Source organism: Variovorax sp. LjRoot290 (genome assembly GCF_964253985.1).
Classification (GTDB): domain Bacteria; phylum Pseudomonadota; class Gammaproteobacteria; order Burkholderiales; family Burkholderiaceae_C; genus Variovorax.
Genome location: NZ_CAXURW020000003.1, coordinates 202,919 through 224,462, shown reverse-complemented (window position 1 = coordinate 224,462; position 21,544 = coordinate 202,919). Strand labels below are relative to the sequence as shown.

21 protein-coding genes are annotated in these 21,544 nt (G+C 64.1%); 18 read left to right on the top strand and 3 right to left on the bottom strand.

What is annotated here, in order from left to right:
• Nucleotides 1-75 precede the first annotated feature (75 nt).
• Nucleotides 76-279 carry a hypothetical protein gene (locus tag ACSQ9A_RS38505; RefSeq protein WP_436308008.1) on the top strand — a complete coding sequence of 68 codons (204 nt, stop codon included), beginning with the start codon at nucleotides 76-78 and terminating at the stop codon, nucleotides 277-279.
• 79 nt (nucleotides 280-358) lie between these two features.
• On the opposite strand, the gene ACSQ9A_RS38500 is transcribed toward ACSQ9A_RS38505, so the two are convergent.
• Entirely contained in the window at nucleotides 359-907 is a 549-nt protein-coding gene (locus tag ACSQ9A_RS38500; RefSeq protein WP_436308007.1) for a hypothetical protein, read from the bottom strand.
• An 83-nt stretch (nucleotides 908-990) separates the two neighbouring features.
• Between ACSQ9A_RS38500 and ACSQ9A_RS38495 the strand changes: the two genes are divergently transcribed.
• Both ACSQ9A_RS38495 and ACSQ9A_RS38490 read left to right on the top strand, forming a co-directional pair.
• Nucleotides 991-1,278, top strand: coding sequence for a hypothetical protein (locus ACSQ9A_RS38495; RefSeq protein ID WP_436308006.1), 288 nt, complete (start codon nucleotides 991-993; stop codon nucleotides 1,276-1,278).
• 422 nt (nucleotides 1,279-1,700) lie between these two features.
• Nucleotides 1,701-2,192: a hypothetical protein gene (locus ACSQ9A_RS38490; RefSeq protein WP_436308005.1), complete on the top strand. Its 492-nt coding sequence runs from the start codon at nucleotides 1,701-1,703 to the stop codon at nucleotides 2,190-2,192.
• A 1,198-nt stretch (nucleotides 2,193-3,390) separates the two neighbouring features.
• Here the strand turns inward: ACSQ9A_RS38490 and ACSQ9A_RS38485 are convergent.
• Nucleotides 3,391-4,272 carry an ATP-grasp domain-containing protein gene (locus tag ACSQ9A_RS38485; RefSeq protein WP_436308004.1) on the bottom strand — a complete coding sequence of 294 codons (882 nt, stop codon included), beginning with the start codon at nucleotides 4,270-4,272 and terminating at the stop codon, nucleotides 3,391-3,393.
• A gap of 210 nt (nucleotides 4,273-4,482) precedes the next feature.
• Between ACSQ9A_RS38485 and ACSQ9A_RS38480 the strand changes: the two genes are divergently transcribed.
• The 9 genes from ACSQ9A_RS38480 (at nucleotide 4,483) to ACSQ9A_RS38440 (ending at nucleotide 10,860) form a co-directional block, all read left to right on the top strand.
• Nucleotides 4,483-4,836: a hypothetical protein gene (locus tag ACSQ9A_RS38480; RefSeq protein WP_436308003.1), complete on the top strand. Its 354-nt coding sequence runs from the start codon at nucleotides 4,483-4,485 to the stop codon at nucleotides 4,834-4,836.
• A 5-nt stretch (nucleotides 4,837-4,841) separates the two neighbouring features.
• Nucleotides 4,842-5,597, top strand: coding sequence for a dTMP kinase (gene tmk / locus ACSQ9A_RS38475; RefSeq protein ID WP_436308247.1), 756 nt, complete (start codon nucleotides 4,842-4,844; stop codon nucleotides 5,595-5,597).
• 71 nt (nucleotides 5,598-5,668) lie between these two features.
• Nucleotides 5,669-6,271: a hypothetical protein gene (locus ACSQ9A_RS38470; RefSeq protein ID WP_436308002.1), complete on the top strand. Its 603-nt coding sequence runs from the start codon at nucleotides 5,669-5,671 to the stop codon at nucleotides 6,269-6,271.
• Nucleotides 6,268-6,492: a hypothetical protein gene (locus ACSQ9A_RS38465; RefSeq protein WP_436308001.1), complete on the top strand. Its 225-nt coding sequence runs from the start codon at nucleotides 6,268-6,270 to the stop codon at nucleotides 6,490-6,492. Before ACSQ9A_RS38470 ends, ACSQ9A_RS38465 begins: the two co-directional genes overlap by 4 nt.
• Nucleotides 6,489-7,106 (top strand): hypothetical protein, encoded by a 618-nt coding sequence (locus ACSQ9A_RS38460; RefSeq protein WP_436308000.1) that lies wholly within the window; start codon nucleotides 6,489-6,491, stop codon nucleotides 7,104-7,106. Before ACSQ9A_RS38465 ends, ACSQ9A_RS38460 begins: the two co-directional genes overlap by 4 nt.
• 575 nt (nucleotides 7,107-7,681) lie before the next feature.
• Entirely contained in the window at nucleotides 7,682-9,175 is a 1,494-nt protein-coding gene (locus ACSQ9A_RS38455) for a hypothetical protein (protein ID WP_436307999.1), read from the top strand.
• On the top strand, nucleotides 9,172-9,516 hold the full coding sequence (locus ACSQ9A_RS38450) for a hypothetical protein (RefSeq protein ID WP_436307998.1): 345 nt from the start codon (nucleotides 9,172-9,174) through the stop codon (nucleotides 9,514-9,516). The genes ACSQ9A_RS38455 and ACSQ9A_RS38450 overlap by 4 nt, the downstream gene beginning before the upstream one ends.
• Nucleotides 9,480-9,896, top strand: a complete 417-nt coding sequence (locus ACSQ9A_RS38445) for a hypothetical protein (RefSeq protein ID WP_436307997.1) — start codon at nucleotides 9,480-9,482, stop codon at nucleotides 9,894-9,896. Before ACSQ9A_RS38450 ends, ACSQ9A_RS38445 begins: the two co-directional genes overlap by 37 nt.
• 334 nt (nucleotides 9,897-10,230) lie before the next feature.
• Nucleotides 10,231-10,860 (top strand): hypothetical protein, encoded by a 630-nt coding sequence (locus ACSQ9A_RS38440; RefSeq protein WP_436307996.1) that lies wholly within the window; start codon nucleotides 10,231-10,233, stop codon nucleotides 10,858-10,860.
• Nucleotides 10,861-10,891: 31 nt separating this feature from the next.
• Here ACSQ9A_RS38440 and ACSQ9A_RS38435 read toward each other — a convergent pair whose 3' ends face one another.
• Entirely contained in the window at nucleotides 10,892-11,572 is a 681-nt protein-coding gene (locus tag ACSQ9A_RS38435; protein WP_436307995.1) for a hypothetical protein, read from the bottom strand.
• A 352-nt stretch (nucleotides 11,573-11,924) separates the two neighbouring features.
• Here ACSQ9A_RS38435 and ACSQ9A_RS38430 point away from each other — a divergent pair, with 352 nt between their 5' ends.
• The 6 genes from ACSQ9A_RS38430 to ACSQ9A_RS38405 are packed head-to-tail and all read left to right on the top strand — an operon-like array spanning nucleotide 11,925 to nucleotide 21,501.
• Nucleotides 11,925-13,952: a DNA gyrase/topoisomerase IV subunit B gene (locus tag ACSQ9A_RS38430; protein WP_436307994.1), complete on the top strand. Its 2,028-nt coding sequence runs from the start codon at nucleotides 11,925-11,927 to the stop codon at nucleotides 13,950-13,952.
• A gap of 32 nt (nucleotides 13,953-13,984) precedes the next feature.
• Nucleotides 13,985-16,456: a DNA gyrase subunit A gene (gene gyrA, locus ACSQ9A_RS38425; protein ID WP_436307993.1), complete on the top strand. Its 2,472-nt coding sequence runs from the start codon at nucleotides 13,985-13,987 to the stop codon at nucleotides 16,454-16,456.
• Nucleotides 16,453-17,334 carry an NADAR family protein gene (locus ACSQ9A_RS38420; protein ID WP_436307992.1) on the top strand — a complete coding sequence of 294 codons (882 nt, stop codon included), beginning with the start codon at nucleotides 16,453-16,455 and terminating at the stop codon, nucleotides 17,332-17,334. The genes gyrA and ACSQ9A_RS38420 overlap by 4 nt, the downstream gene beginning before the upstream one ends.
• Nucleotides 17,335-17,382: 48 nt before the next feature.
• Entirely contained in the window at nucleotides 17,383-18,054 is a 672-nt protein-coding gene (locus ACSQ9A_RS38415; protein WP_436307991.1) for a hypothetical protein, read from the top strand.
• A gap of 4 nt (nucleotides 18,055-18,058) precedes the next feature.
• The gene (locus ACSQ9A_RS38410; protein WP_436307990.1) at nucleotides 18,059-19,012 is read left to right on the top strand and encodes a hypothetical protein; all 954 of its coding nucleotides are present in this window, start codon (nucleotides 18,059-18,061) and stop codon (nucleotides 19,010-19,012) included.
• Nucleotides 19,013-19,014: 2 nt separating this feature from the next.
• A complete protein-coding gene (locus ACSQ9A_RS38405) occupies nucleotides 19,015-21,501 on the top strand; it encodes a helix-turn-helix domain-containing protein (protein WP_436307989.1) in 2,487 nt (828 codons plus the stop codon).
• Nucleotides 21,502-21,544 lie beyond the last annotated feature (43 nt).

The window sequence follows — 21,544 nt, the reverse complement described above, 5'->3', positions numbered from 1 at the left end:
GCCGCGGCCAGAAGCAGCGGAATTCCGTGTGGTTTGCCACTTGGAGTTGTGAGTTTCCCGGCGCAAGATGAGCTCATGTACAAATCTCTCGCTCTGCTCCTGAGTCCCCTGATCACCGTGGGTCTGGTGTATGTGTTCGGCATCGCCGCCGTGATTGTGTGCTTCGTCCTCGCGCTAGGGACGTTGATTTACTCGACGGGAGAGAGCAACGGCCAGACGGCGAGAGAACGGGAACAAGGCCCATCCTTCGCAGGGACGACGCTTGCGGGTAGTCTTTGAGCTCGGGGTCGTCGAGGTAGCGCCGACGCAACCGCCGAGGGAGATACACGCCCGGAACGGGCGAGTGCAGAGACCGTCCTTAGCCGCGCCTGATCTCCACCGATTCGTCTACAGGTGGGGTCTCGCGGCCCATCAGCACCAGGCTTGCGTGATGCGCCGCTTCGCTCGCTGCTTCAGCGCCGTTGGCAAGCGCCATCAACTTTCGCGCGCCGTCGCGATGGGACAAGTTGAGGTCTTCGTCCATGAGCGCCAGCGTCACTTCAAGGGCAGCGTGCGCCGCAGTGAGGCACATATAGATCGATGCCCGCGTACGGTTGAACAGGGCAGTGTCGTCACGAACCCGCAATTCCGCCTCCTGTTTCATCGGCGGAAGGCCAGCCAAATCAGTCGGGGCGAAGTACGGAACGGGGTTCTTGCTAAGCGCCCGATTGGCGAGGACCGCTTCGATCGCGGCGCGGGCATCGTCGATCGTTTTTGGTTCATCTGAAAGCATTTCGATGCTCCGAAAAAGTGGTTGACGAACGCGATGACGAACAGTCTGCCCCTCGCTCGCATACACGGTATTGTCCTCGCTGGCCGGGCGAAAGCGGCGGCCTCCTACGCCCACGACGTAGGACGCGCGCAGCATGAAGCCCGCACAGTGCATCCTTGACGTAGATGGCGCACTGCGTGAGCCGACGGAACACCAGACCCCATCCCCATGAGGTCCAAATGAGAACCTTCATTTGCGGATTGCTTCTCCTTCCTCTGATTTGCAATGCAGAGTCAACCTCGACGGCGAACAGCGCGACGGCCAGCCTTGGTTTCCGGGTGATCGTTCCTGTCGAATACCGTGTCCTACAGGTGACTCGCGTGAAGGATGGATACGAATACCGCATCTGGACCAACGCGAGATCGGTCGTCATCAATGGTCGCGAGTACCGGTTCAGCCGGGTCGGGGAGACGAGGCTGACGGTCCCGGAATCGCCGAATGAGTTGTTCATCGTTCACGGGCTGTAGTAGCGTACGAGCGGCAGGCCGGGCCGCGAGGCGAAGCAGGTATGCGTTGTGGGCCGTCGACTAGACGGCCCCGTCATTCAGGAAAACGAAAGGATTCTTCGGCGTCGAGGCATTCTCGTTCACTGCCAACGAATAGACGCACGAACCAACCCCTGCGCCGTCGTCTCTTCGCATGATCGTAGCGACCTTGAAGGAATTCTCTTGCCGCCGCAAGGCTGGCCCAAAGGCGTAAAGTACTCGGAAGCGTATTGGTCGTTTGTCCTCGGAAGGCGTGCGTGTGGCAACTATCCTACTGGCGATGTCGCCACCGACTCACTGATGCGGGCACGTGAGGGGGATAGTTTGCGCAAACTGATGCGAACGCGCGGCGCCTTCTACGGCTTCCCTGCCAGGCCGCGAGGCATTAGCGAGATGGGACTGGAATGGGACAAGCTCTAACCGATCGGGAAACCGTGGCTGGCGTTCTTGCCCTGCTGGTGCGTGAGCGTTGCGCAACAGCCAGTGGCCGCAAGACTTCGCGCACAGGGCTCCAATCCAGCATTCCAGTGAGCGAGCGCCCTTCCGTGCGACGCGGCCTCGATGCCCTTGTCGAGCGAGGCATTTTGGCGATGAACGGCGAGGACATTGGGTTCACATCGAAGGGGAAAGTGTTCCTTGCCCACGTTCAAAGCGCGAACGACATGGCCCCTACGAATTACGAGCAGGACGAAAGCGATCCAGCGGTGCTGGCGCACTTTTTGACGTTGATCGAAGACGACCCGCGCTTCGAGCCGGGGAGACCCTTGGACGAGGTTCGAATGCTGCCAGCGAGGATTGACGGCTTTCGTAAGGCCCGTAACTCACGCCTTGGTAAGAAATGGCTCGTGCTCGGCGGCGTGGCCGCTGCCGTGGCCGCGTTCACGGTAATGCGATAGCCTAGATGCGGCAGCCGTTGTGATCGTCGGCAATGATGAAAAACCCACGGTCGCGATTATCTCCTTGGGATGTTGGCTCCCGATAAACCTTGCAGGAACTGATGTCCCAGAAGTCCTGATCTTGAAGTGCCCGGGCCGCCTCCACGTCTGTAACGCCAGCGGCGTCGAAGCACAGCCTGGGCTGCAGCGAGGCCGCGGGCCAACTCTTTCAGGCTCGCGCCCGGGACCTTGAGGATCATCGTCATGGGCCGCATTCTCGCGATTTCTCACGACACGCGTATTGGCGTAGGACCGCGAAACGCGACGGGAGACTTGGGGCAGTGCACCGCGCGCTGGACGTCCGAGCTCAGTCGGAGGCCCATCGCCAGTCCGTGTGCGAGCGGCTACGCCTGACTCAATAGCCCGGGGCGCGACCAGGAGCCGAAGCGGGCCAGAGGTAGGCCTCACCGACGATCTTTATTGTCATCGACGAACTTTATTCTTCCCGTACACATACACACACACAATGGTGGACGCGCCGCCCTCTTCTCTGGGGCGTGCGGTATATCATGAGCAAGCACGCTCAGCCGACCTCTCCTCCTCTCGGCCACGCTCCCCGTGGGCTCCGTTCCCACCCGCCTCTGCTCCCGCACGATCAGGTCCCCGCGGGACATCCCCCTCCAGGGCTCCTCAGTCCTGCTCGAGCTCGATTCGTGAATGAGCCGATTCCTGATGGAGCTTCTTGCTTACTGCGGCGCGGCCGGCCCGACGCAGCGGGAGGAGGGGCGTGTCCTGACATGACAGAGACAGGTTCCGACGGGGGTGTGTGCAGACGGCGCCTGGTATCGACGGTGATGAGCCGGCCAAGCTGAGCGATGCGAAACCGGACCCAGATGGATCAAAGTTCCTGAGGAAACTGATCTGGATGGGAGTGAACCCCAGCTCGGCTCGGCCACCAGCTCGTCGTCGCGAATGTCAAACTGGGAGGGCATTGCCGCGCGGGGGGTGTGGCCTGGCAAGCGGAATGATGCGCGCGAGATCAGATCCGGCTCGAATCGAGCGCCCGGTGGGACACAGATCCGGCCTGGCCCCGGCTCTTGCGAGGCTGGGTTCCGGTGGGAACGTGGGTCTACGGGGGTGAGGCTGGGACGGTAGGCGCGGCTGGCGGACTGTCTGCTTCATGATATACCGCATGAGGGCAGATTCTGCGCAGATTTTTTCAGGAGGGCCCCACTGCCCTTGCCGGATTTCCTAACAGAGACCTAAGATTGGCCGCCTTGCTTGGAGCATTGGCCGCAGCGCCAGCCTCGACCAGGCGCTGCGCGACTTCATTCGTCGCATGCAGCTGCGCGTAGGCGACGATCGAGCGCCAGCGCTGCTGCAGGAATTCGATGTAGTCCTGGGCCTTCCAGGCGGTACCAGCCGGCGTGCGGGCGTGGCCGTAGAGGCCCAGGGCCCAGGCATCCGAGAGCTCCACGATCGCGGTGCGTCCGTTGGCCAGGACACCGACGTCGACGGCAAAGGGGTGGGCGTTGCCACGCGCTTCGAGGTGCGACACCGTGGCGTTGATTGCGTTCTGGACGACCTCGGCCGTCGGCTCGGGCGCGTCGTCCGCTCCATCGGCGTCATAGCGCGCGCGAGAGAGGACTCGGCCAGCGGCGTCCACGTAGTAGCGCCACTCGCACACGAACTCGACCACCTCGGAGAACCAGACGCGGGTGCTGGTCTTCAGCTGCGCGATCGCCGCAAGCTGCTCGGCCTGGTACTCGGTTGTCTGCGCGCCCGGGCGGGGGTCGTAGACGAAGCCGGAGAAGGCCTTGATGGCCACCGGCTTCACAAAGATCGGCTCCTTCAGGGCCTTTAGTTCGTAGAGGACACCAGGTCGGATCTCGCGGCGCAAATAATCCGTGACCGGCCCGTATCCCATGGGCTCGGGCTCGGGGAGGCCCCGCACACCCATGGCAGCGCGCACGAACTCGACCGTGCCCACCGGGAGGATCTCACCCGTGTAGCTGGCAAGGGCTGCGCGGGCTTCTGGGTTCGCTTCGAGGTCTTTGAGCGAGATCCGCCGGGTTGGCATGCCGGTGAGCGTGGCCGCCAAGAGCGCCGCTCGCACCTCAGCCGTCGATTCCTGCTGCAGGACCGCCAGAACGGGCGAGCCAGCGGGGGCCGCAGCGGCAGGGAGTCCGAAAGCGGTGCGATGAAGAGTTCTCACGTCCTAACCTTGCGCAATCAATTGTTTGTGTAAGAAGATTGCTGCGGATAATAGATCGAGTAGGCCACGCAGGCCGCCACTTCTCGAGCTTTCCGCATGAACTCCGCATCAAAGACGCCACACCGCCCCCCTTCCTCCGGCATCGTCCACGGCGTCATATCCGATGGCGGTCCGACCATTCCAGGCTCGTATGAGGCCTTCAGGGCCCTCTGCGCGGAGTTCCTGCGCGCTTCGGACACGGCCAACTCCGATGAGCTCGAGGCCGGTGCCAAATGCGTTGGCCTCGCCTACGCGGGCATCCAGTGGGACGACGAGAACCCCTTCCACAAGATCCACCGCGCGGCCGGCGCGCCCGCTTTGATGCGGATCGTGACGAAGAAGGTGATCGAGCGTGAGGTGGTCCTCGCACGGGAGGAGTACGAGGCCGAACCCATGAGGTGCGCACCATGAAGACGATGCACACCGATCTCGCGGCCCCAGCGAGTGCCAACAGAATTCCCGAGGGGCCGGGGCTCTTCATTACGGTGGAGGGGGTGGACGGGGCAGGCAAGAGTGGCCACATTCCGGCGCTCGCCGACGCATTCGAGCGCGCCGGCCGGACGGTAGTCGTCACCCGGGAGCCCGGCGGCACCACACTGGCCGAGCAGCTGCGCACGATGATCCTCTCGCAGGCCATGGACCCGCTGACCGAGGCGCTCCTGTGCTTCGCGGCGCGCCGGGACCACATCCTGTCGGTGATCGCGCCGGCGCTCGCAGCCGACAAGGTCGTGATCTGCGACCGCTTCACGGACTCGACCTTCGCCTATCAAGGCGGCGGCCGGGGCTTCGACTTGGCGACCATGAGCGCGCTTGAGGCGATGGTCCAGGGAAGCGACATGCTGGCCGCTGCGGGCCGCACTCCGCGAGCGGGCGCGCGTGGGGGCCTGATTGAGCCGGATCTGACCTTCTTCTTCTACCTCGACCCGGCGATCGCCGCCGAGCGGCTCACCGGTGCGCGCGCACCGGACAAATTCGAGCGCCAGCCGGTCGATTTCTTCCACGAAGTGAACAACGGCTACATGTCCCGACTGCGCGCCGATCCGGGCCGATTCGCACTCGTCAACGCTTCCCTGCCGCGCGAGAAGGTCTGGGTGGACCTCCAGGCCATCTTGAGAGCGCGATATCTGCTGAGCAGCTCGGTCACTTCGTCCGCGATGGGCGATGCCCAATGAGGGCGACTGAACAAGACGATGGCTCCAAGGATGGGGTCTCCAATCCGAAGCAGCCGGTCGACGGGGCCAGCTTGTCCGAGAACCCGCTGTGGGACTTGCTGAACGCCGTCACCGATGAAATGAACCGGCGCGCTATCCCGGGCCCTTGGCTCTCGATCGCCTACGCGACCGGAAGCAAGTTCATCACGGACCGCCGGACCGCTACGCCCGCGCCAGCGCTGCCCGTGGCGCAACAGATGCCCGTCATCTACGTCGACACGAACGGGCAGCTCGTGAGCCGGGTGAGCGCAGAACAGGTGGAGACGGTGCTCGGCCCCGTGGTGGACAAGATCCGCAGCACCGTCCTGCGCGAGCAGGAGTCCAGCCAGTACGCCGGCGAGGGCCCGATCAGCGCCCTTTATGGCGTCAAGTACTCCGCCCAGAGCCTTGCCGAGGCCAAGACGATCGCCAGCGACGGGATGGCGGCTTTGCACCGGCGCGCGGCAACACCGACCCGGCCGAGCCAGGTTTCGAAGGCACAGGTTCTGCCCGCGGAGCCGCTTTGGGATCGCAAGGGCAACGTCATCCATGCGGCAGTCGATCGGCTCGGCGCCGCCCAGCGAGCTGCTGCAGCAGTCGGCACGGGTGATCCCGGCGACCAGGACGAAACGCACCGCGAGGCACCGCGCGCATGAAGCTGTCGAAGACCCAGCAGGAACTGTTCGACGCCATGAAGGCCGGCGTCGTCGTGCACATGGCGTGGACCCGAGCGACTGGGGGCTACTACTTTCGTGCGGACAACATGAAGAACTGCACCGCTGCCGCGCTCGCTCTTTCCAAGAAGGGGTTCGCGAAGAACGAAGGCCGCTTCGAAGACAAGGTACTGGTGCTGACCGGCACGGAGCCGACCGAATGAGCGCGAACGAGATCGATGCGTCGCTACTGCTCGAGCTGACCAAGCGCTACGAGCCCACGGTGGTTCCGCCATGCCGCGTATGCGGCGCTTCATTGGAGGTCGCGGCGGTCGGAGGCGGAAGCCCCACGCGTTATGCCTGCTCGACACAGAGCGCCACGGGCGTGCCCGCTGACTGGGACCACTATGAACGCAGTCGATGGGAGGACAGGCGCCAGGGCGGAGATGAGCGAGTGATGCAGCTGATCACGGCATACCGCGCGCTGCTGGTGCCCGGACAGGCCGCCGAAGCAGAGAAGGGCGGGGCGCGTGGTTCGCATCAACAGCCGCCGCGCGTGCCCGGCTCCGCTAAAGCTGCCGCAATGAAGCTTCTGCCCGCGCGCACCATGTGCTCTCGCAGGTTCAGGGATGGCCGCTGGTACTTCGGCGTGCTGCTGCCAAGTGGTCAATGTGTAGGCGCGGGAGGCAACGCCGGTGCTGCCTGGAACGAGGCGCTAGCATGGGCCGAGCGCAACGTGACTCGGTCAAGGAGCGAACAGCGCGGCGCCGAGCAAGGAGACGCCGATGTGGGCTATGGGGTCCGATACCAGGCGGCACGCGCAAGGCAGATGCGTTGAAGGTCCTGCCCGCCGGGACCGCTTGCAAACGCATCCACGAAGCGATAGACATCGGCGGACTTGACAACCGACCGATAGGCTGACAGTACATCGCCGTCGTCGGCCACCTTGGGGGAGCGTTCCAGACCCTGCGCCGACGTGCCAAAACCCGCGCCAGCAAAGGCTCTCGGGTGTCGGGTGTCGGGTGTCGGAGCAAACCGTATCAAACACGGAAAGGACGATTCCCCCATTGGTGTCTTCTCAGGTGCCGCGCTGCCATGGACTGTGCGGGTCACAGAAGTACACCCGTGTTGGCGGCGAGTTCGGCTGGCGCGCCATCTCCTTGCCTTGGTCATAGGTCTTCAGAGCGTCGATAGCGTCCGGCGCAGCGTGCGGCGGCGAAAACTCCACCACGGCACCACGGCACGCATGTGCAAACTTCGCGGAACGTACTCCACCCACGGCCTGCATGCTCATCACAAGTAGGGTTGCGGTCCAGACGGACAGAGCACATCCTCCGCCTTCCGTTGGGCTTGCCAAGCATGCCAAGCGTTTGAACTCCAAGGATTGACTGAACGTCACGGAGGACTTCTGCCATGAAACGCTTCTCACTAAACCACATGCTCGCGTCTTCGATGGTTCTCGCGGTCTTCCTAGCCGCGTGTGCGTCGCGCCCTTCGCAGGACTTGCCGGAGATGGACGGAATCGCGGCCGAGCCGGGCTCGCTGGACAACACGTTTGCGCGCATCGGGTTGAGGATCCCTGGCTTCGCTGGCATCTACGTCGATGCGGAGGAGGTGGTCCATGTGAAGTTGGCCGGCACGGCGGCAGACACCGTACCACTCAACCAGGTCGTGGCTGCAATCGATAGCGTCGGCCTGCTTGCGCCCGGCGAAGTGCAACAAAGGCGCGTCCTGCTCGAAAGATCAAATACACGCTACACCTGGTCAGATCTGTTGGCCTTCAAGTCCGGCATGCGCGACGTACTCGCGCTTCCGGACGTTACCTTCCTCGACGCAGACGAGAGAGCGGGGGTCGTAACGGTCGGCATTGCGAAGCCAGAAGCGCGCTCGAAGGTGCTGGAGTTCGCAGGCGCAGTAGGACTCCCTCCAGACGCGTGGCAGATCGTCGTTTCACCATACCGGGATCGCTACGCCGACCTCACTGATCAGTTTCGGCCAATGGTGGGTGGGATCCAACTCAAGAATGACGCCGGGCCTTTGGCATTTCTCGGCTTCTCCGGCCTATGCACGTTAGGAGTCGTAGCGGATCGCGGCGGCGCAACGGGATTCATCACAAACTCCCATTGCACGCGTGTTCAAGGCGGGACCGAGCAGACGAATTACTACCAGAACGGCAGAGTACCCTTCAGCTTGGACTACGTCGCTCACGAGAGCACCGACCCGGCCTGGACTGCATCCTTGGCGGGATGCCCGTCGGGGTCGCTCTGCCGTAGGAGCGACGCTGCGTTCGCTGTCATCGACATCGGGAATCAGAACGGCATACTGGGTTCCGTCGCGCGACCGACAACGCTCTGCTCGAGCGGGTTCCCCTGCAGCATCGCCATGGGCTCGCCGACCGCGCGAATCACGCTTACTGGCGCAAGCGCTGCGCCACTTCTGGGCACCTTCGTCTCCAAAGTAGGGCGCACCAGCGGCTGGACCGGCGGCCTGATCGTGCGCACTTGTGTGGACGTCGGACAGAGCGGCTCGAGCTTTGTAGTGCTCTGCCAGAGCGAGTTCGGCAACGGCTCGGCGCCTGGGGATAGTGGCTCTCCGGTAGTCGCGGTCCCGGCAAGCACCCCTAGCGGATCGTCGCCAGTGAACGGCACGCTTGTAGGCATCCTCTGGGGCGGCATGGGCCTCACTTCTACCTTCAGCCCAATCAGTGCCGTGGTCGCGGAACTGGGAGGCATTCGGCTGTTTCCCGTTCCCGTCTCGAGTGGCCCGCCATCGCCGCCTGTCCCGGCTTGCGTCCAGGACTGTCGCACGCAGCGCGACATGTGCATGCGCAGTGTTGCAACCGCCGGCGGGCCCCGGCCCCAGGAGTGCATCAGCGAGCTGAGGATGTGTCTCATGGGATGTCCTTGACCCTCACGCTGGGATCAGCCGCATTCCGAGTACAACAAGGGAGGAACCTGCCCGAGGGGCTGGGCAGCGACGACCGCACGATCGAGCTTTCTTTCACCGGAGAGGGCGCGCCGGCGCTGAACTGGCGCCAGGCCGCCGCCGTGTGCCAAGCGCTGCCGGGCATGAGCTCGTACTTCAACTCCGTGCGGTACTGCTTCTCGGGCCTGGGAGCTGATCGCGTGCTGGCCAAGCTCGACGGCGGCCCGATCCCGACCAGCCGATCCCGACCAGGCTGCAGTTCTCGCTCCATGCCGCGCGAGAGGCCGTGCGCGACCGCCTGGTTCGACACAGCTCGCCGCTGACCGCGGTCCTGGCCGCGCTCCAGTTCAATCAGGGTCGATTCGCGAGTGTCGAGCTCAATGTGGTGCTGCAGAACGGCTTGAACGACTCCGAGGGCGACCTGGCCGCGCTGGCGAGCTGGGGCTCGCCGGCGTGGCCTATCCTCCTAAACCCGCTGCTGCGCGACGGCGCGGAGGTCATGGGGGACCGGGTGGGTCACTTCGAGCGCGTGTTGCGTGGGGCCGGGCGCAGGGTCAATCGGTACCAGCAGATCGGAGCTCGGATCAGCCGCAGTGGGATCTATCCGTTGATGATGGCGCGGCCTGCGCGGCCAGGCCATGTGCAAGAACGCAACGCCCACCATCTGGAGGATTTACTCACGACCGCGGTGGGTGGAAAGTAGCGGCTCGGTCGACTTCGGAGCAGGCCATGACTTCAGCAATCATCATCCTTGGCGGCCTCGCCGTGCTTGTGGCGGCGGGCTGGATCATCGAACTCATCGTTCACCCTTCATCAGACACGGCACTCCGACACTCGGACAAGCGACTCCCACGCTCAGCTCCCTCCAGGTAGGCCGAGGCGATACCCGCAACGCGCCGCGCCGAAAGGCGCCGGCGTAGGTCCCGCGGTCGTTGCTTCGGACGGCGCAACTCGCGCGGGCCCCGAATGCGCCTGTTTCACGCTGGCGGAAGGCTGTACGCTTCGGAGCGCACGACCAGGTTTAGGAAGAAGGAAGAATGTCCAGAGCAAACGACCCCCGGCGGCTAACGCCATCTCAGAGAAACGCCTACGCCCTTACAGCGCTTCACCGTGCGAAGGACCTCGCGAGATCGCTGCCGCAGGGGGATGCCATCGTGCGAGCCTACGGCGAGTTGCTGAAGTACGTGGTCAAGGAGAGGTATTGCGGTGCCTGCCATTCCGCGTCTGCCATCCTCCACATGGTGCTTGCCGAGCTTGGTGTGAACTCGACCTTGTACATTGGGGAAGTAGGGATTGGAAGGGTGGCGTTCGATCACTCTTGGCTCGAGGTCGACGGCAAGATCTTCGACGTGGCGGTGTGCATGCCAGATGGTGCCGGTGAACTTGTTGGGGGGCCGGTGTTCGCATCGACCGATTTGGCAAGCGGCGAGCGGACACGCCTCGTCTACGGCGTGGCCACCTCGCACGGCCTCGGCCCCGAGGCAGGGACAGTTCTCGGCGTTGATCTGTCAGCGTATGCGGCCATCCAGCCGCAGCCCAACATCTGGGTGCTGGGCGTGGCATTGGCAGCCCGGGCTGGAATTGAAGATCCAAGGTTCCAAGAGTTTCAGGTGCGCTATGGGAACGTGCGTCGGACCCTGACACCCAACGATACAACGAACAGCTGAGGGCTCAACGGGAAGCGGTTGTCGAAGGTCGTTACCTGGTCCCGTTGGCAAACGGTGTTGGCATGGGGCTGAGCGACGCCGGCGTCAGGCCGCCGCTGCGCACCGGCTCTGCGCGCACCGGCGGCACGAACGGGCTCGGCATCGCCTTCAGATTCGCGCCGGAGTAGACGATAGGGGGAGCGGCTGCGGCCACCGCTGTCGGCGCTGCAGGAGCTACCTCTTCGACTTGGGACTTGATCGGCGCCGTTGGAATCGCCACGACCAGCGGCGCCTCCTGCTTCGACCCCACCAGAAGTATCCCGGTGCCTGCCGCGGCCGCCGCGTCGCCGCTGACCACCCAAGAACCCGTGTTCGCGACGCGCGTGAGGCTGATGCGCTCTCCGGATTCCCAGGTGCAGTTGAAGACGACCGGCGGCGGCGGAACATCGGCCTGTGCGAAGGGGTCCGGTTCGGGCGCTTGCCGCTCGTCGCAGCCACGCAGCGCCTGGCGATGCGCGAACTCATTGATCTCCGCGACCTTGTCTCCGCTGAGCGTGCCGGGTAGGCCTGCGGCGATCAGACGGCCCACAAACGCGGTAGCAAAGCGGGCATAGGCTGCCTGGGCGTCCTCGTTCGTCGGCGGCGCTGGCGCCTCCCCCGCAGAGGCAGCGGCGAATCGGAGGCCGGCGGCCAGGCACAGCACCGTCGCGCGGGCAGATCGGATCAGGCGCATCCGCGTTCCCTTTTCGCTACGGATTCGAGCTCGCACTCTTCTGGTCCTTGCGCCGGCTGAGTCCAGTGTGCCAAGAGGAGGCCACCATCCCTCACGCAGACGCCGGAGATGAAGCCAGCTGCGCCTGGCAACTCGTCGCACGGGATGCCGATCCCTTGCAGAAACTCGGCCACCCCGCTCCAGGAAATCGCTCGGGCCCTGCCCCGAGTTGAGTGTGTTCTTCTCATGGTGTTCTCAGATTCTGAAGCAGATACCTTGCGCATTTTTATTTCGCGTTTGTATTATGGTGCGGACGATAAAATACCATCGATCATCCGCACGAGTCAACGTGCACCCCAAACGAAAGGTTTAGATGTCGAGCACCCCAGCCGCCTACGACGGCAATCAGATCAAGGTCCTGCGCGGGTTGGAAGCGGTACGCAAGCGCCCTGGCATGTACATCGGCGACACGGGCAAGAAGGGCTTCCACCACATGGTGTGGGAAATCCTCGACAACTCGATCGATGAGGCGCTCGGCGGCAACTGCGATCGCATCGAAGTTCGTGTCCACACGGACGGCTCCGTCTCGGTGAAGGACAACGGTCGCGGCATCCCCGTCGACATTCACCCTGAAGAGAAGATCGCCACCGCAACCGTGGTCATGACCGTGCTCCATGCGGGCGGGAAATTCGAGAACGAAACAGGCGAAAGCGCTTACAAGACCAGCGGCGGCCTGCACGGCGTCGGTGCGTCCGTGGTGAATGCCCTCTCGACCCGCTTCGAGATGACCATCGAGCGCGACGGGGGCCAGTACTTCCAGGCGTTCGAGAACGGCGGCAAGCCGGTGGAGAAGCTCAAGCGCACCGGCAGCTCGGCCAATCGCGGCACCACAATCCGCTTCTGGCCCGACCTGACCATCTTCAAGGCGGAAGAGGGTGAGGGCGAGCTGACCTATGAGCACAGCATCATCACCCAGTCGCTCTCCACGCGCGCCCACCTGAATCCCGGCCTCCAGATCGTCTACAACGACGAGCGCACCGGCCTCGCCTCCGAATGGAAGGCAGAGTCCTTCGCGGAGATCCTGGACGTGGTCAGCACGAACCACAACCCACCTGTCCTCCAGACCCTCTCTTCGCACCAGAAGATCGCCACGAACGCGGGCGAAGTCGAAGTCATGCTCGCGTTCCGTGTGCATGCAGAGCGCGCCAGCACCATCGTGTCGTTCGCCAACGGCGTCACCACACCGAATGGAGGTAGTCACGACGCGGGCTTTCGCTCCGCGCTGCTTCGGGCGTACAACAAGTACGCTGACGACAACAAGCTCACGAAAGAAGCGTTCATCGCGGAAGACGTGCGCGAAGGGTTGACCGCTGCAATTTCGGTTCGCCTCACGGAACCCCGCTTCTCGGGCCAGACGAAGGACAAGCTGGCGAACACGGAATGCAATGGCGCCGTGTCCACGGTGACCTATCAGCTCCTCATGAAGTTCTTCGAGGAGAACCCGAAGGAAGCCAAAGCCGCGATCATGCGCGCGGACCGCGCCGCCCGGGCACGCGCCGCGGCCGACAAAGCTCGTGACCAGGTCGAACGCAAGAACCCGCTCTCCGTGGGCACGCTCCCCGGGAAGCTGGCTGACTGTCAGGAAACCGACCCTGCGCTCTGCGAGTTGTACCTGGTCGAAGGCGACTCCGCCGGCGGCTCTGCCAAACAGGGCCGCGACCGCAAGACGCAGGCGATCCTCGCGCTCAAGGGCAAGCCGCTGAACGTCCTGCGCCTCGATGACGTCGCCAAGGGCCTCAAGTCCGAGGAAATCGACAACATCGTGCAGGCCTTCGGCTGTGGCGCGGCCAGCGCGTTCGACCTTTCGAAGCTGCGCTATCACAAGCTGATCCTGATGACCGACGCGGACGTCGACGGCGCGCATATCGTCACGCTGCTGCTGACCCTCATCCACAAGTACATGCCGGGCCTGATCGCCAATGGGCACATCTACGTGGCCATGCCGCCGCTCTATCGCGTGCGCAAAGGCAAGGGCGAACCGATCTGGATCCGCGACGATGCCGCGCTCGAAGCCTTCTTTGCTTCGCACGGCGGCCGCGACGGGTACGAGGTGCAGCGCTTCAAGGGCCTCGGAGAAATGTCGGCTGAGCAGCTTTGGACCACAACAATGGATCCGAGTACCCGCACGCTCATGCAGCTGCAGTACGCGCCTGCCTCGAACGGCACCGAAATCGTCCTCGGCTCACAGGGCGCCGAAGGTGACGACACCGCACCCGTTGCCGCCGGCGGACAGGTCGGCGAGATCGAGGACCAGGTGTTTGAGCTCCTGATGGGCAACGAGGTCCCTCCTCGCCGAGCGTTCATCGAAGAGCGCGCCACCTACGCCCAGCTCGACGTCTGACCGCCCGACCCAGTTCAACCTCCTTCCTGACCATGACCACCCTGATTCCCCAGTTCGTGCAGCCCTTGATGGAGCAAAGCTTCATCGACTACGCCATGTCCGTCATCACCGACCGCGCGCTCCCCGACGTTCGCGACGGCTTGAAGCCGGTGCATCGCCGCATCCTCTTCGCAATGCACGATTCCGGCAACACCGCCAACAAGGCTTACCGCAAGTCCGCCCGTACGGTCGGCGACGTGATCGGTAAGTACCATCCCCATGGCGATCAATCGGTCTACTCGGCCATGGTCCGGATGGCGCAACCGTTCTCGATGAGCCAAGTACTTGTCGACGGTCAAGGCAACTACGGCTCGATCGACGGCGACATGCCAGCCGCCATGCGGTACACCGAAGCCCGCCTCACGAAGATCTCCGGCGAGTTCTTCCACGACCTCCACAAAGAGACGATCTCGTGGAACCCGAACTACGACGGGTCGGAGAAGGAGCCCTCGGTCCTGACCGCGCCGTTCCCGAACCTGCTGGTAAACGGCGTCGAGGGTATTGCCGTCGGCATGGCCTCACGCATGCCCCCGCACAACCTCCGGGCGGTCTGCTCGACCGCGCTCATGCTGCTTGATCGCCCCGACGCCACGACCGCCGAAGTGGTGGCCGTCCTGCAGGCCCCTGATTTCCCGACGGCGGCCATCGTGCACGGCCTGGACGGATTCGCCCAGGCGGTCGAGAACGGCACGGGGCGAATCAAGATCCGCTCGCGCTGGCACGAAGAAGACCGTGGGCGCGGCTCCAAGGCCATCGTCATCGACGAGCTGCCATACCAGGTGAACAAGGCTCGCCTGGTAGCCACCATCGCCGACCTTGTCCGCGAAAAGAAGATCGAAGGCATCGTCGACCTGCGCGACGAGAGCAACAAGGATGGCATCCGCGTATGGATTGCGCTGCGAAAGGACGAGTCGACGGACGCTGTCTTCGCTGACCTCGCGTCCAAGACCGAGCTGGAAGTCGCCATTTCCTACAACTGCGTCGTGCTCGACGGCGGCCGGCCGAAGCAGCTGGGCCTGAAGGACATCATCCTGAAGTGGATCGCGTTCCGCGAAGAGGTAGTTCTAGCCCGGCACGTCTACGAGCGCAAGCAGGCGCTGGCGCGGCTCCACATCCTAGAGGCGTACATGGCCGCGCTCGGCATGCTCGACCAGGTCATCGCCCTCATCCGCGCTGCGGAGAACCCGGCTTCGGCCAAGAGCGGCCTCATGGCGCTGCTATCCGTCGATGAGCTGCAAGCTCAGGCCATCCTCGACCTTCGCCTGCAGAAGCTTACCGGCATGGAGCTCGAGGGCATCCGCGCGGAGCATGCCGAAGTCGTTTCGAAAATCGCCGCTCTGACGGAGATCATCGAGAGCCCCGAGCGCATCCGGGGCGTTATCCGCGAGGAACTGAGCGACATCTCGAACCGCTTCGGCGCGGACCGCCGCACAGAAATCGGCGTCGGCATCTCTGACATCACACGCGAGGATCTGATCCCGCGCGAGGACGTCCTCATCACGATGACTCAGGGCGGCTACGTGAAGCGCCTTCCAGCGAATGCGCTGCGCAGCCAGAACCGCGGCACGCGCGGCAAGACCGCGATGGCGCTGGGCGACGACGACAGCATTTCGTTCCTTCGCCAAAGCCACAGCCATGACAGCCTGATGGTGTTCGCCAAGAGCGGCCAGGTCTACGGGATCAAGGCCTACCGCATCCCCGAAGGAACCCTGACCACCAAAGGTCGCCACATCCGCAACGTGATCGACGGCCTGGACGAAGAGATCTCTGCCGTGCTGGCGCTGCCCGAGAAGGACCCTGAGACCACCGTGCTGACCGTGACGCGCAGCGGCCAGGTCAAGCGCACCTCAATCGAGGACTACGACGGCGCGACCCGAAAGGGCGGCGTGAAGGGCGTCGGCCTGGACGACGGCGACGTTCTGATCGGCGCCTTCGCTGTCCGGGACAGGGACGATGTGATGCTGGTGTCCGATTCGGGCAAGGCCATACGCTTCGAAGCGTCCGACGTCCGCGTCATGGGCCGCACCGCCGGCGGCGTTCGTGGCATCAAGCTGGACGAGGGCGAGTCGCTGGTCGGCGCTGCGATCGTTCCGGACGGTGGCTCCAAGAGCCTGCATCTGCTGTGCGTCGGCAAGAACGGCGTTGGAAAGCGCACACCGGTCGATGAGTTCCCGGTCCAGGGCCGCGCCGGAGGCGGCGTGATCGCTTTCAAGGCGAACAGCAAGACGGGCATGCTGGTCACTGCGATGGGCGTGACCGAAGCGCAGGATCTGATCATGCTGGCGTCGAATGGCGTCAGCAACCGAGTCGCGGTCAAGGACATCCGTGAAACCGGCCGAGCCGCCTCCGGGGTCATCCTGATGAACATGGACGCCGGGCAGCGCCTGGTGAGCGCAACGACGGCAGTGAGGGATAGCGAAGGCGAGGTGCCAGAGGCAGCTGAGGCCGAAGGGAGCGCGGCATGATCCAGACGAGCGACCAACACGTACGGCTGCCCGAGCCGTTCCACCCAAGTGCCTCACATGTACAGCCCGACTATCGCGATGGGTGGAACGCTTGTCACAAGGCTTTGATGCACGCCCTCGCCGCGCAGGTCGCCCGATCCGACTTTCCTCGCCGGATCCTGGCTGTCATGCAGGAGATGGCCCAGCGCTCGAGCAGTGGCCATCACGGCCCGTGGGAAGACGGCGCCGGGGAGCCCTTGCAACAGGACGCGGATACGGCACTTACCTGGCTCGCTGCGCGCTCCAGCGCCGGCGGCCATAACCCCGATGCTCCGCGAGCGCGATCGCATGCTGATCTTCAGGAGCCCGGCGAGTATCACAAGCTTGACACGCCCACGCACGTGTTCTTCTACGAGCAGGACTTCTACGTCCTCTCGAACTTCAGCGCCTTTTCGTTGGAATGGAAGGGTGGACGCTACGACACGTCGGAAGCGGCGTATCACAGCGAGAAGTTCCCCAACTGGCCCCAGATCCGCAGTGCGATCGCCGAGGCGTTCTCCGCTCACGACGCATTCAAGATCGCAGAGCTCAACAAGGAGCGTCGTCGGGCGGACTGGGACAGCGTGAAGGTCGGGATCATGCGGAACATCCTGCGGGCGAAAGCCAACCAGCACGAGTACGTTCGGCGCAAGCTGCTCGCCACTGGCGATCGCGTGCTGGTCGAAGACTCCTGGCGTGACGACTACTGGGGGTGGGGCCCGAACCGCGACGGACAGAACATGCTCGGGAAGCTATGGATGGAGGTCCGCGCCGAGCTCCGTGCGGCACCCGATTCCAGCGGCCCGCTCAGGTCCGGAAGAAGCACCAAGCCGGCTTCGCATCGAGTCGAGGAATCCTGACCGCATCGCGCGCGTCGACCTATCGCGATCATGCATTGCGATGCCATCATGAATCGCAAAACGGAAACGCACCGGCAAATGAACCACATTCACCCCCAGGCCTTGGCCGCAACCAGTGGCCATCACTTTCTTCCGCCACAGGCCACCTCGCGCCGAGCCGGGCAGAAGTGTCGTCTCTGTCACTTCTCACTCAAAAGCGAAGACGGTGACGACATCGCCGCGGGCCTGTGCGCGTCATGCAAGACCAATCCCGAAGCCCAGGAACTAGCGCCCGTGTCAGGCACCTTGAACACTGCAAACGCCACTCAACCCTTCGCAAGCATGGTCGCGGCGGTGACGGGCGAGAAGGTGCCGGTGCCGCCAAGGGCCTTCAGCGAAGCTGACCTCTCCCTCATCCGGAGGATCGGCGCATTCATGTCCGCGCCGAAGTTGCTCGACATCCTGAACGAACGCCTGGCTTGTGATCTTGGAAGCGACGACAGCCCGTACACCCTGGAGCAGCTCAACATGGCTATTCAGGAGGTTCATGGTGCCGGCAATCCCGCGTCGTTGGGCCGTGACTGGCCCAGCGTGCGCAAGTTGCTGGCCCAGGCCCGCCGCGCCGGTGTGCTGGACCAGATCAACGAGCAGGTGATCAACGACTTCGCCGTGGTCTTCCAGCTCAATGCCAAGCAGGTGGTCGAGCTCAAGGACATTGTTCTCGGCGCGAAGGAGGACTGAAGCGATGGCACTCGAAACGAAGCACCCAGTGATCCGGCGCGACGAGATGATGCACGCCGTGCTCAAGCTCGGCGGGCAGGCGCTCGACCTGTCGGAGTACGCAACGACCGGTCTCCTTGCGGTGGGCGTAGGCCCCCGCGGCTGCGGAAAGACCAACATCGGGCAACTGATCGGCGAACAGCTCGCCGATCAGGGCTGGGTGACAGTCGTCTTCGATCCGGAAAGAGAGATGGAGCTGATGTATGGCGACGCGGTGAAGGACGAGGAAGAACTGCGGGAATGCCTGGAGAATCGGGATCGGAGAATCGTCGTGGTCAGGGCGGCCAACGCCGCCGAGTTCGTGCCCTATGGCCGAGTCGTCCTGGATGTAGCCGACCGAATCCGGAAGCCGTTGTTCGTTGTCATCGACGAAGGCCAGCTCTTCAGTGCGTCGCGCAAGCGGTCGGAGAGCATCGGCGAAGCGGCGGACATCATCAACGAGTTCGTCGGCCGGGGCCGCAAGCGTGCACTTGACCTGTACGTCACGGCTCTGCGTTACACCGGAAGCGTACATCGCCTGATCTTCGCCAACAAGAACCTCACGTTCATCGGGTGCCAGGAAGACGCCGCCGCGTGGTCGGCGCTGGCGCCGCAGTTCAAGGCCTCCGGCATCGACTTCGGCGATCTGAGCGCATTGGCGCCCGGCGAGTTCTTCTGCATCAGCCGTCGAGGCATCGAGAAGGTCAGAACGCCGATGGCCGAGGCCCTCAAGCGCGTGGCCCCAGCGGCCAAGGCCGTCAAGCGCGCGCTGCCTGCGACCTTCAGCCAGTGGGACCGGGCGATGCGCAGCATCCCCAAGGAGCGACTGCAGGCCTTGACCGACCCCGTGATGACTCTACTGGGCAAGGTGGCGGGGCTGTCACAGAAGCAGATGCTGGCGGGTCAATCGGCGCTGCAAGACGAGCTCGAGGCTCGCTGACGGTGGCCAAGAACGAGGTCGGTCTGGGCTTGGACCTGCAGGGGACGCCACGAGGTGGCGATTCGACCGCAGACGAGCAGTTGGCATGGCAGCGCTTCGTGCTGATCCACGGTTCGGGAGCGCTGAATCGGGACCTGGCACAGGTCCTGGGCCGCACGGTCGCGGAGATTGAAGGCGTGAAGCAGGCGCTCGGCGGCACTGGCGGGCGTGCAGCGCGCGGGGGGAAGAACGGGTTTGAAGAACTGTTCGAGTTGTGGCATGGCCGCCCGCCCACGGATGCTGAGTGGCGCGCGCCGGCGTTCTATGGGCGCAGGCGATCCTACGAATGGTTGCCGCCCGAGGTGGCGATGCTGGCCACACTTGTCGGCCAGATGGGCCCGGTCGACATCGCCGGGATCCTCACAACGCGCCTGCGGCAGATCACCGGCGATCCCACGGCGACACGAGACCGCATGGCTGTGCAGAACCAGGTCGCACGCATGGGTCTGACTTTCTCCGACGTGCTCGGCGGAATCTCAGTCGCTGAGGCCGGCCGTGAGGTGGGGTCGTACAACCTGGTGCACCAAGCCGTTCGGAACGGCCTTCTGAAGGCGCGGCAAGTCGGTCGCCACTTGGTCATCCCGCACAAGGCCTGGACGGAATGGAAGGAAAAGATCTCGGCACCACCGGAAGGCTATGTGCAGCTGAGCACATTGAAGGGTCCCCTCAATATCGCCAGCGATAAATTGAGTGAATTTTCTCGGATGGGCTATGTGCCTCGCGCCGTGCAGGTGAAGCCCTACGGCACCAAGAATTTGCGCACGACGCAGTTCGGCAGTTGGTACGTGCCCGAGGAAGTTGCAGAGCAGCTGTTGGCGGATCGCCGCGCGGGCCGGCCGATGCCTTGGCACGGGAAGCCGCTGCTGGACAACCTCAAGGTGACCTTCCGTCTCTGGCAGAAGCGCCAGCACCCCAAGGGCTGCGCGGCATGCGCGCAGATCTGGGGCCAGGACGGCCCACCGAGGAACTTCGAAGACTACGTCGCTCGCTATCCCGCACTCGACCATGGCGCAAAGCGGCATCTGACAATGGTCTGGAACCCGGGCCTGACCATCGCAGAAGCTGCTCAACAGGCCGGCCGCACGGAGCAATCGGTGCGGCGGTCGATCGCCAATGGGATGCTGGCTACGACGAAGGTCGGCCGCACAACCTACATCACACGCACTGACGCCACTCGGTGGATCGCCCGCAAATGCCCCACTGGAGACAACGAGAAGTCATGGGTCTCCATCGAGACCGCGATGAAGCAGTACCTTTTCACGCAGGCTGAGCTAGACGACTTTGTCGATCGGGGGGTGCTCAAAAACAAGATCGGCACGGACGGAGCCATGCGCGGGATTCTCTATGTGTCACGACACCAGTGTGCTCAGCTGCGCGAGAAGCTCGGCTTCTCGGAAGAACAAGCGGCGGCGCGCGCGCGGCTGACAGTGCCTCAGCTGCGAGCGCTCCTCAAGGGTGTGAACTGGCGCGGCGCCAAAGGAATTCCCCTTGCCACCTTGCAGGCGGTGATCAAGCGTTCCCAGAGTCGCCAAGGGCTCACCGTCGAGGAGGCCGCCGAGGCGCTAGGGTCGACGGCCGAGTGCATCACCGCCTGCATCGCCGACGGCACGATCACAGTCAAGCGCAACAAGTGGGACGAGCGGCTCTATCTCACCCCGCCGTCGCTGGAGCGTTTGCGCGAGGTCCAGTTCCAACCGACCAAGCGCGTGCGACTCGGCGACGATTGGGCGCGCCTCTCCGCGGCGGCGGCACTGGCCGGTGTTTCGACAACCACGCTCATACGGTGGGGCGAGGCAGGTGATGTCCGGCGCGTGTCCGAAGCGAGCGGTTGGCACTACCACCTGGACGACGTCCGCGCGCGGGCCCGCTTGTACTGGCAGACGGTGCGCTTCAAGCGCGCGCGCGCCCCGGCTTGGCTGCGCACCGAGCGACAGGCGACCTGCAGTTCCGAGCCTGTCGCCGCCGCCGCGAGCACTCCCGGACGGCAACCAGCGACCGCCGCCGCAATCGCGAAGGATGGCGATGTCGCTCCGACATCAACCCTACCTTCGACTCCGATCTCGGAAGCTCTGATCGCATGGATTGGCGCGACCAAGATCTATCTGAGCCCTCTCAAGGCATTGCGAGCGCAACGAACGGCGCTCGATGGTTTGCCGAGCGAGAAGCCCTCGGCAGTTCGCAACGCACTCACCAGGCAGTACGCCAGGCTGAGCGACCTCGACCTCGTTTCGTTTGCCGACCTCGATTCCGCGGACTGCAGCGAAGCGATCCAGCAGGCCCTGTCGTTCGTGGGGGTCGCAGACCGACACCTCGATACGGGGCAGCGGGATCGCGTCCTGGTGGCCATCAGGGCTCGCTTGAACCAGGCCGAGGCCGGGAGCCATCGCATTGGAGCCCGCCGCCAGCCCCCAACGTCTGCACCGCTCAAGATGCCTGCTTTCGCGCGCTGAAGCCGCGCGCGTCTCCAACCTCCTTACCCATTGCACCACTGAG

What these genes read in the sequence shown, in the direction of transcription:
- ACSQ9A_RS38440 (WP_436307996.1), top strand. Translation starts at nt 10,231, where the DNA reads ATGTCCAGAGCAAACGACCCCCGGCGGCTAACGCCATCTCAGAGAAAC.
- ACSQ9A_RS38430 (WP_436307994.1), top strand. Translation starts at nt 11,925, where the DNA reads ATGTCGAGCACCCCAGCCGCCTACGACGGCAATCAGATCAAGGTCCTG.
- ACSQ9A_RS38505 (WP_436308008.1), top strand. Translation starts at nt 76, where the DNA reads ATGTACAAATCTCTCGCTCTGCTCCTGAGTCCCCTGATCACCGTGGGT.
- tmk (WP_436308247.1), top strand. Translation starts at nt 4,842, where the DNA reads ATGCACACCGATCTCGCGGCCCCAGCGAGTGCCAACAGAATTCCCGAG.
- ACSQ9A_RS38460 (WP_436308000.1), top strand. Translation starts at nt 6,489, where the DNA reads ATGAGCGCGAACGAGATCGATGCGTCGCTACTGCTCGAGCTGACCAAG.
- ACSQ9A_RS38420 (WP_436307992.1), top strand. Translation starts at nt 16,453, where the DNA reads ATGATCCAGACGAGCGACCAACACGTACGGCTGCCCGAGCCGTTCCAC.
- ACSQ9A_RS38435 (WP_436307995.1), bottom strand. Translation starts at nt 11,572, where the DNA reads ATGCGCCTGATCCGATCTGCCCGCGCGACGGTGCTGTGCCTGGCCGCC.
- ACSQ9A_RS38465 (WP_436308001.1), top strand. Translation starts at nt 6,268, where the DNA reads ATGAAGCTGTCGAAGACCCAGCAGGAACTGTTCGACGCCATGAAGGCC.
- ACSQ9A_RS38500 (WP_436308007.1), bottom strand. Translation starts at nt 907, where the DNA reads ATGCTGCGCGCGTCCTACGTCGTGGGCGTAGGAGGCCGCCGCTTTCGC.
- ACSQ9A_RS38410 (WP_436307990.1), top strand. Translation starts at nt 18,059, where the DNA reads ATGGCACTCGAAACGAAGCACCCAGTGATCCGGCGCGACGAGATGATG.
- ACSQ9A_RS38495 (WP_436308006.1), top strand. Translation starts at nt 991, where the DNA reads ATGAGAACCTTCATTTGCGGATTGCTTCTCCTTCCTCTGATTTGCAAT.
- ACSQ9A_RS38490 (WP_436308005.1), top strand. Translation starts at nt 1,701, where the DNA reads ATGGGACAAGCTCTAACCGATCGGGAAACCGTGGCTGGCGTTCTTGCC.
- ACSQ9A_RS38415 (WP_436307991.1), top strand. Translation starts at nt 17,383, where the DNA reads ATGAATCGCAAAACGGAAACGCACCGGCAAATGAACCACATTCACCCC.
- gyrA (WP_436307993.1), top strand. Translation starts at nt 13,985, where the DNA reads ATGACCACCCTGATTCCCCAGTTCGTGCAGCCCTTGATGGAGCAAAGC.
- ACSQ9A_RS38455 (WP_436307999.1), top strand. Translation starts at nt 7,682, where the DNA reads ATGAAACGCTTCTCACTAAACCACATGCTCGCGTCTTCGATGGTTCTC.
- ACSQ9A_RS38480 (WP_436308003.1), top strand. Translation starts at nt 4,483, where the DNA reads ATGAACTCCGCATCAAAGACGCCACACCGCCCCCCTTCCTCCGGCATC.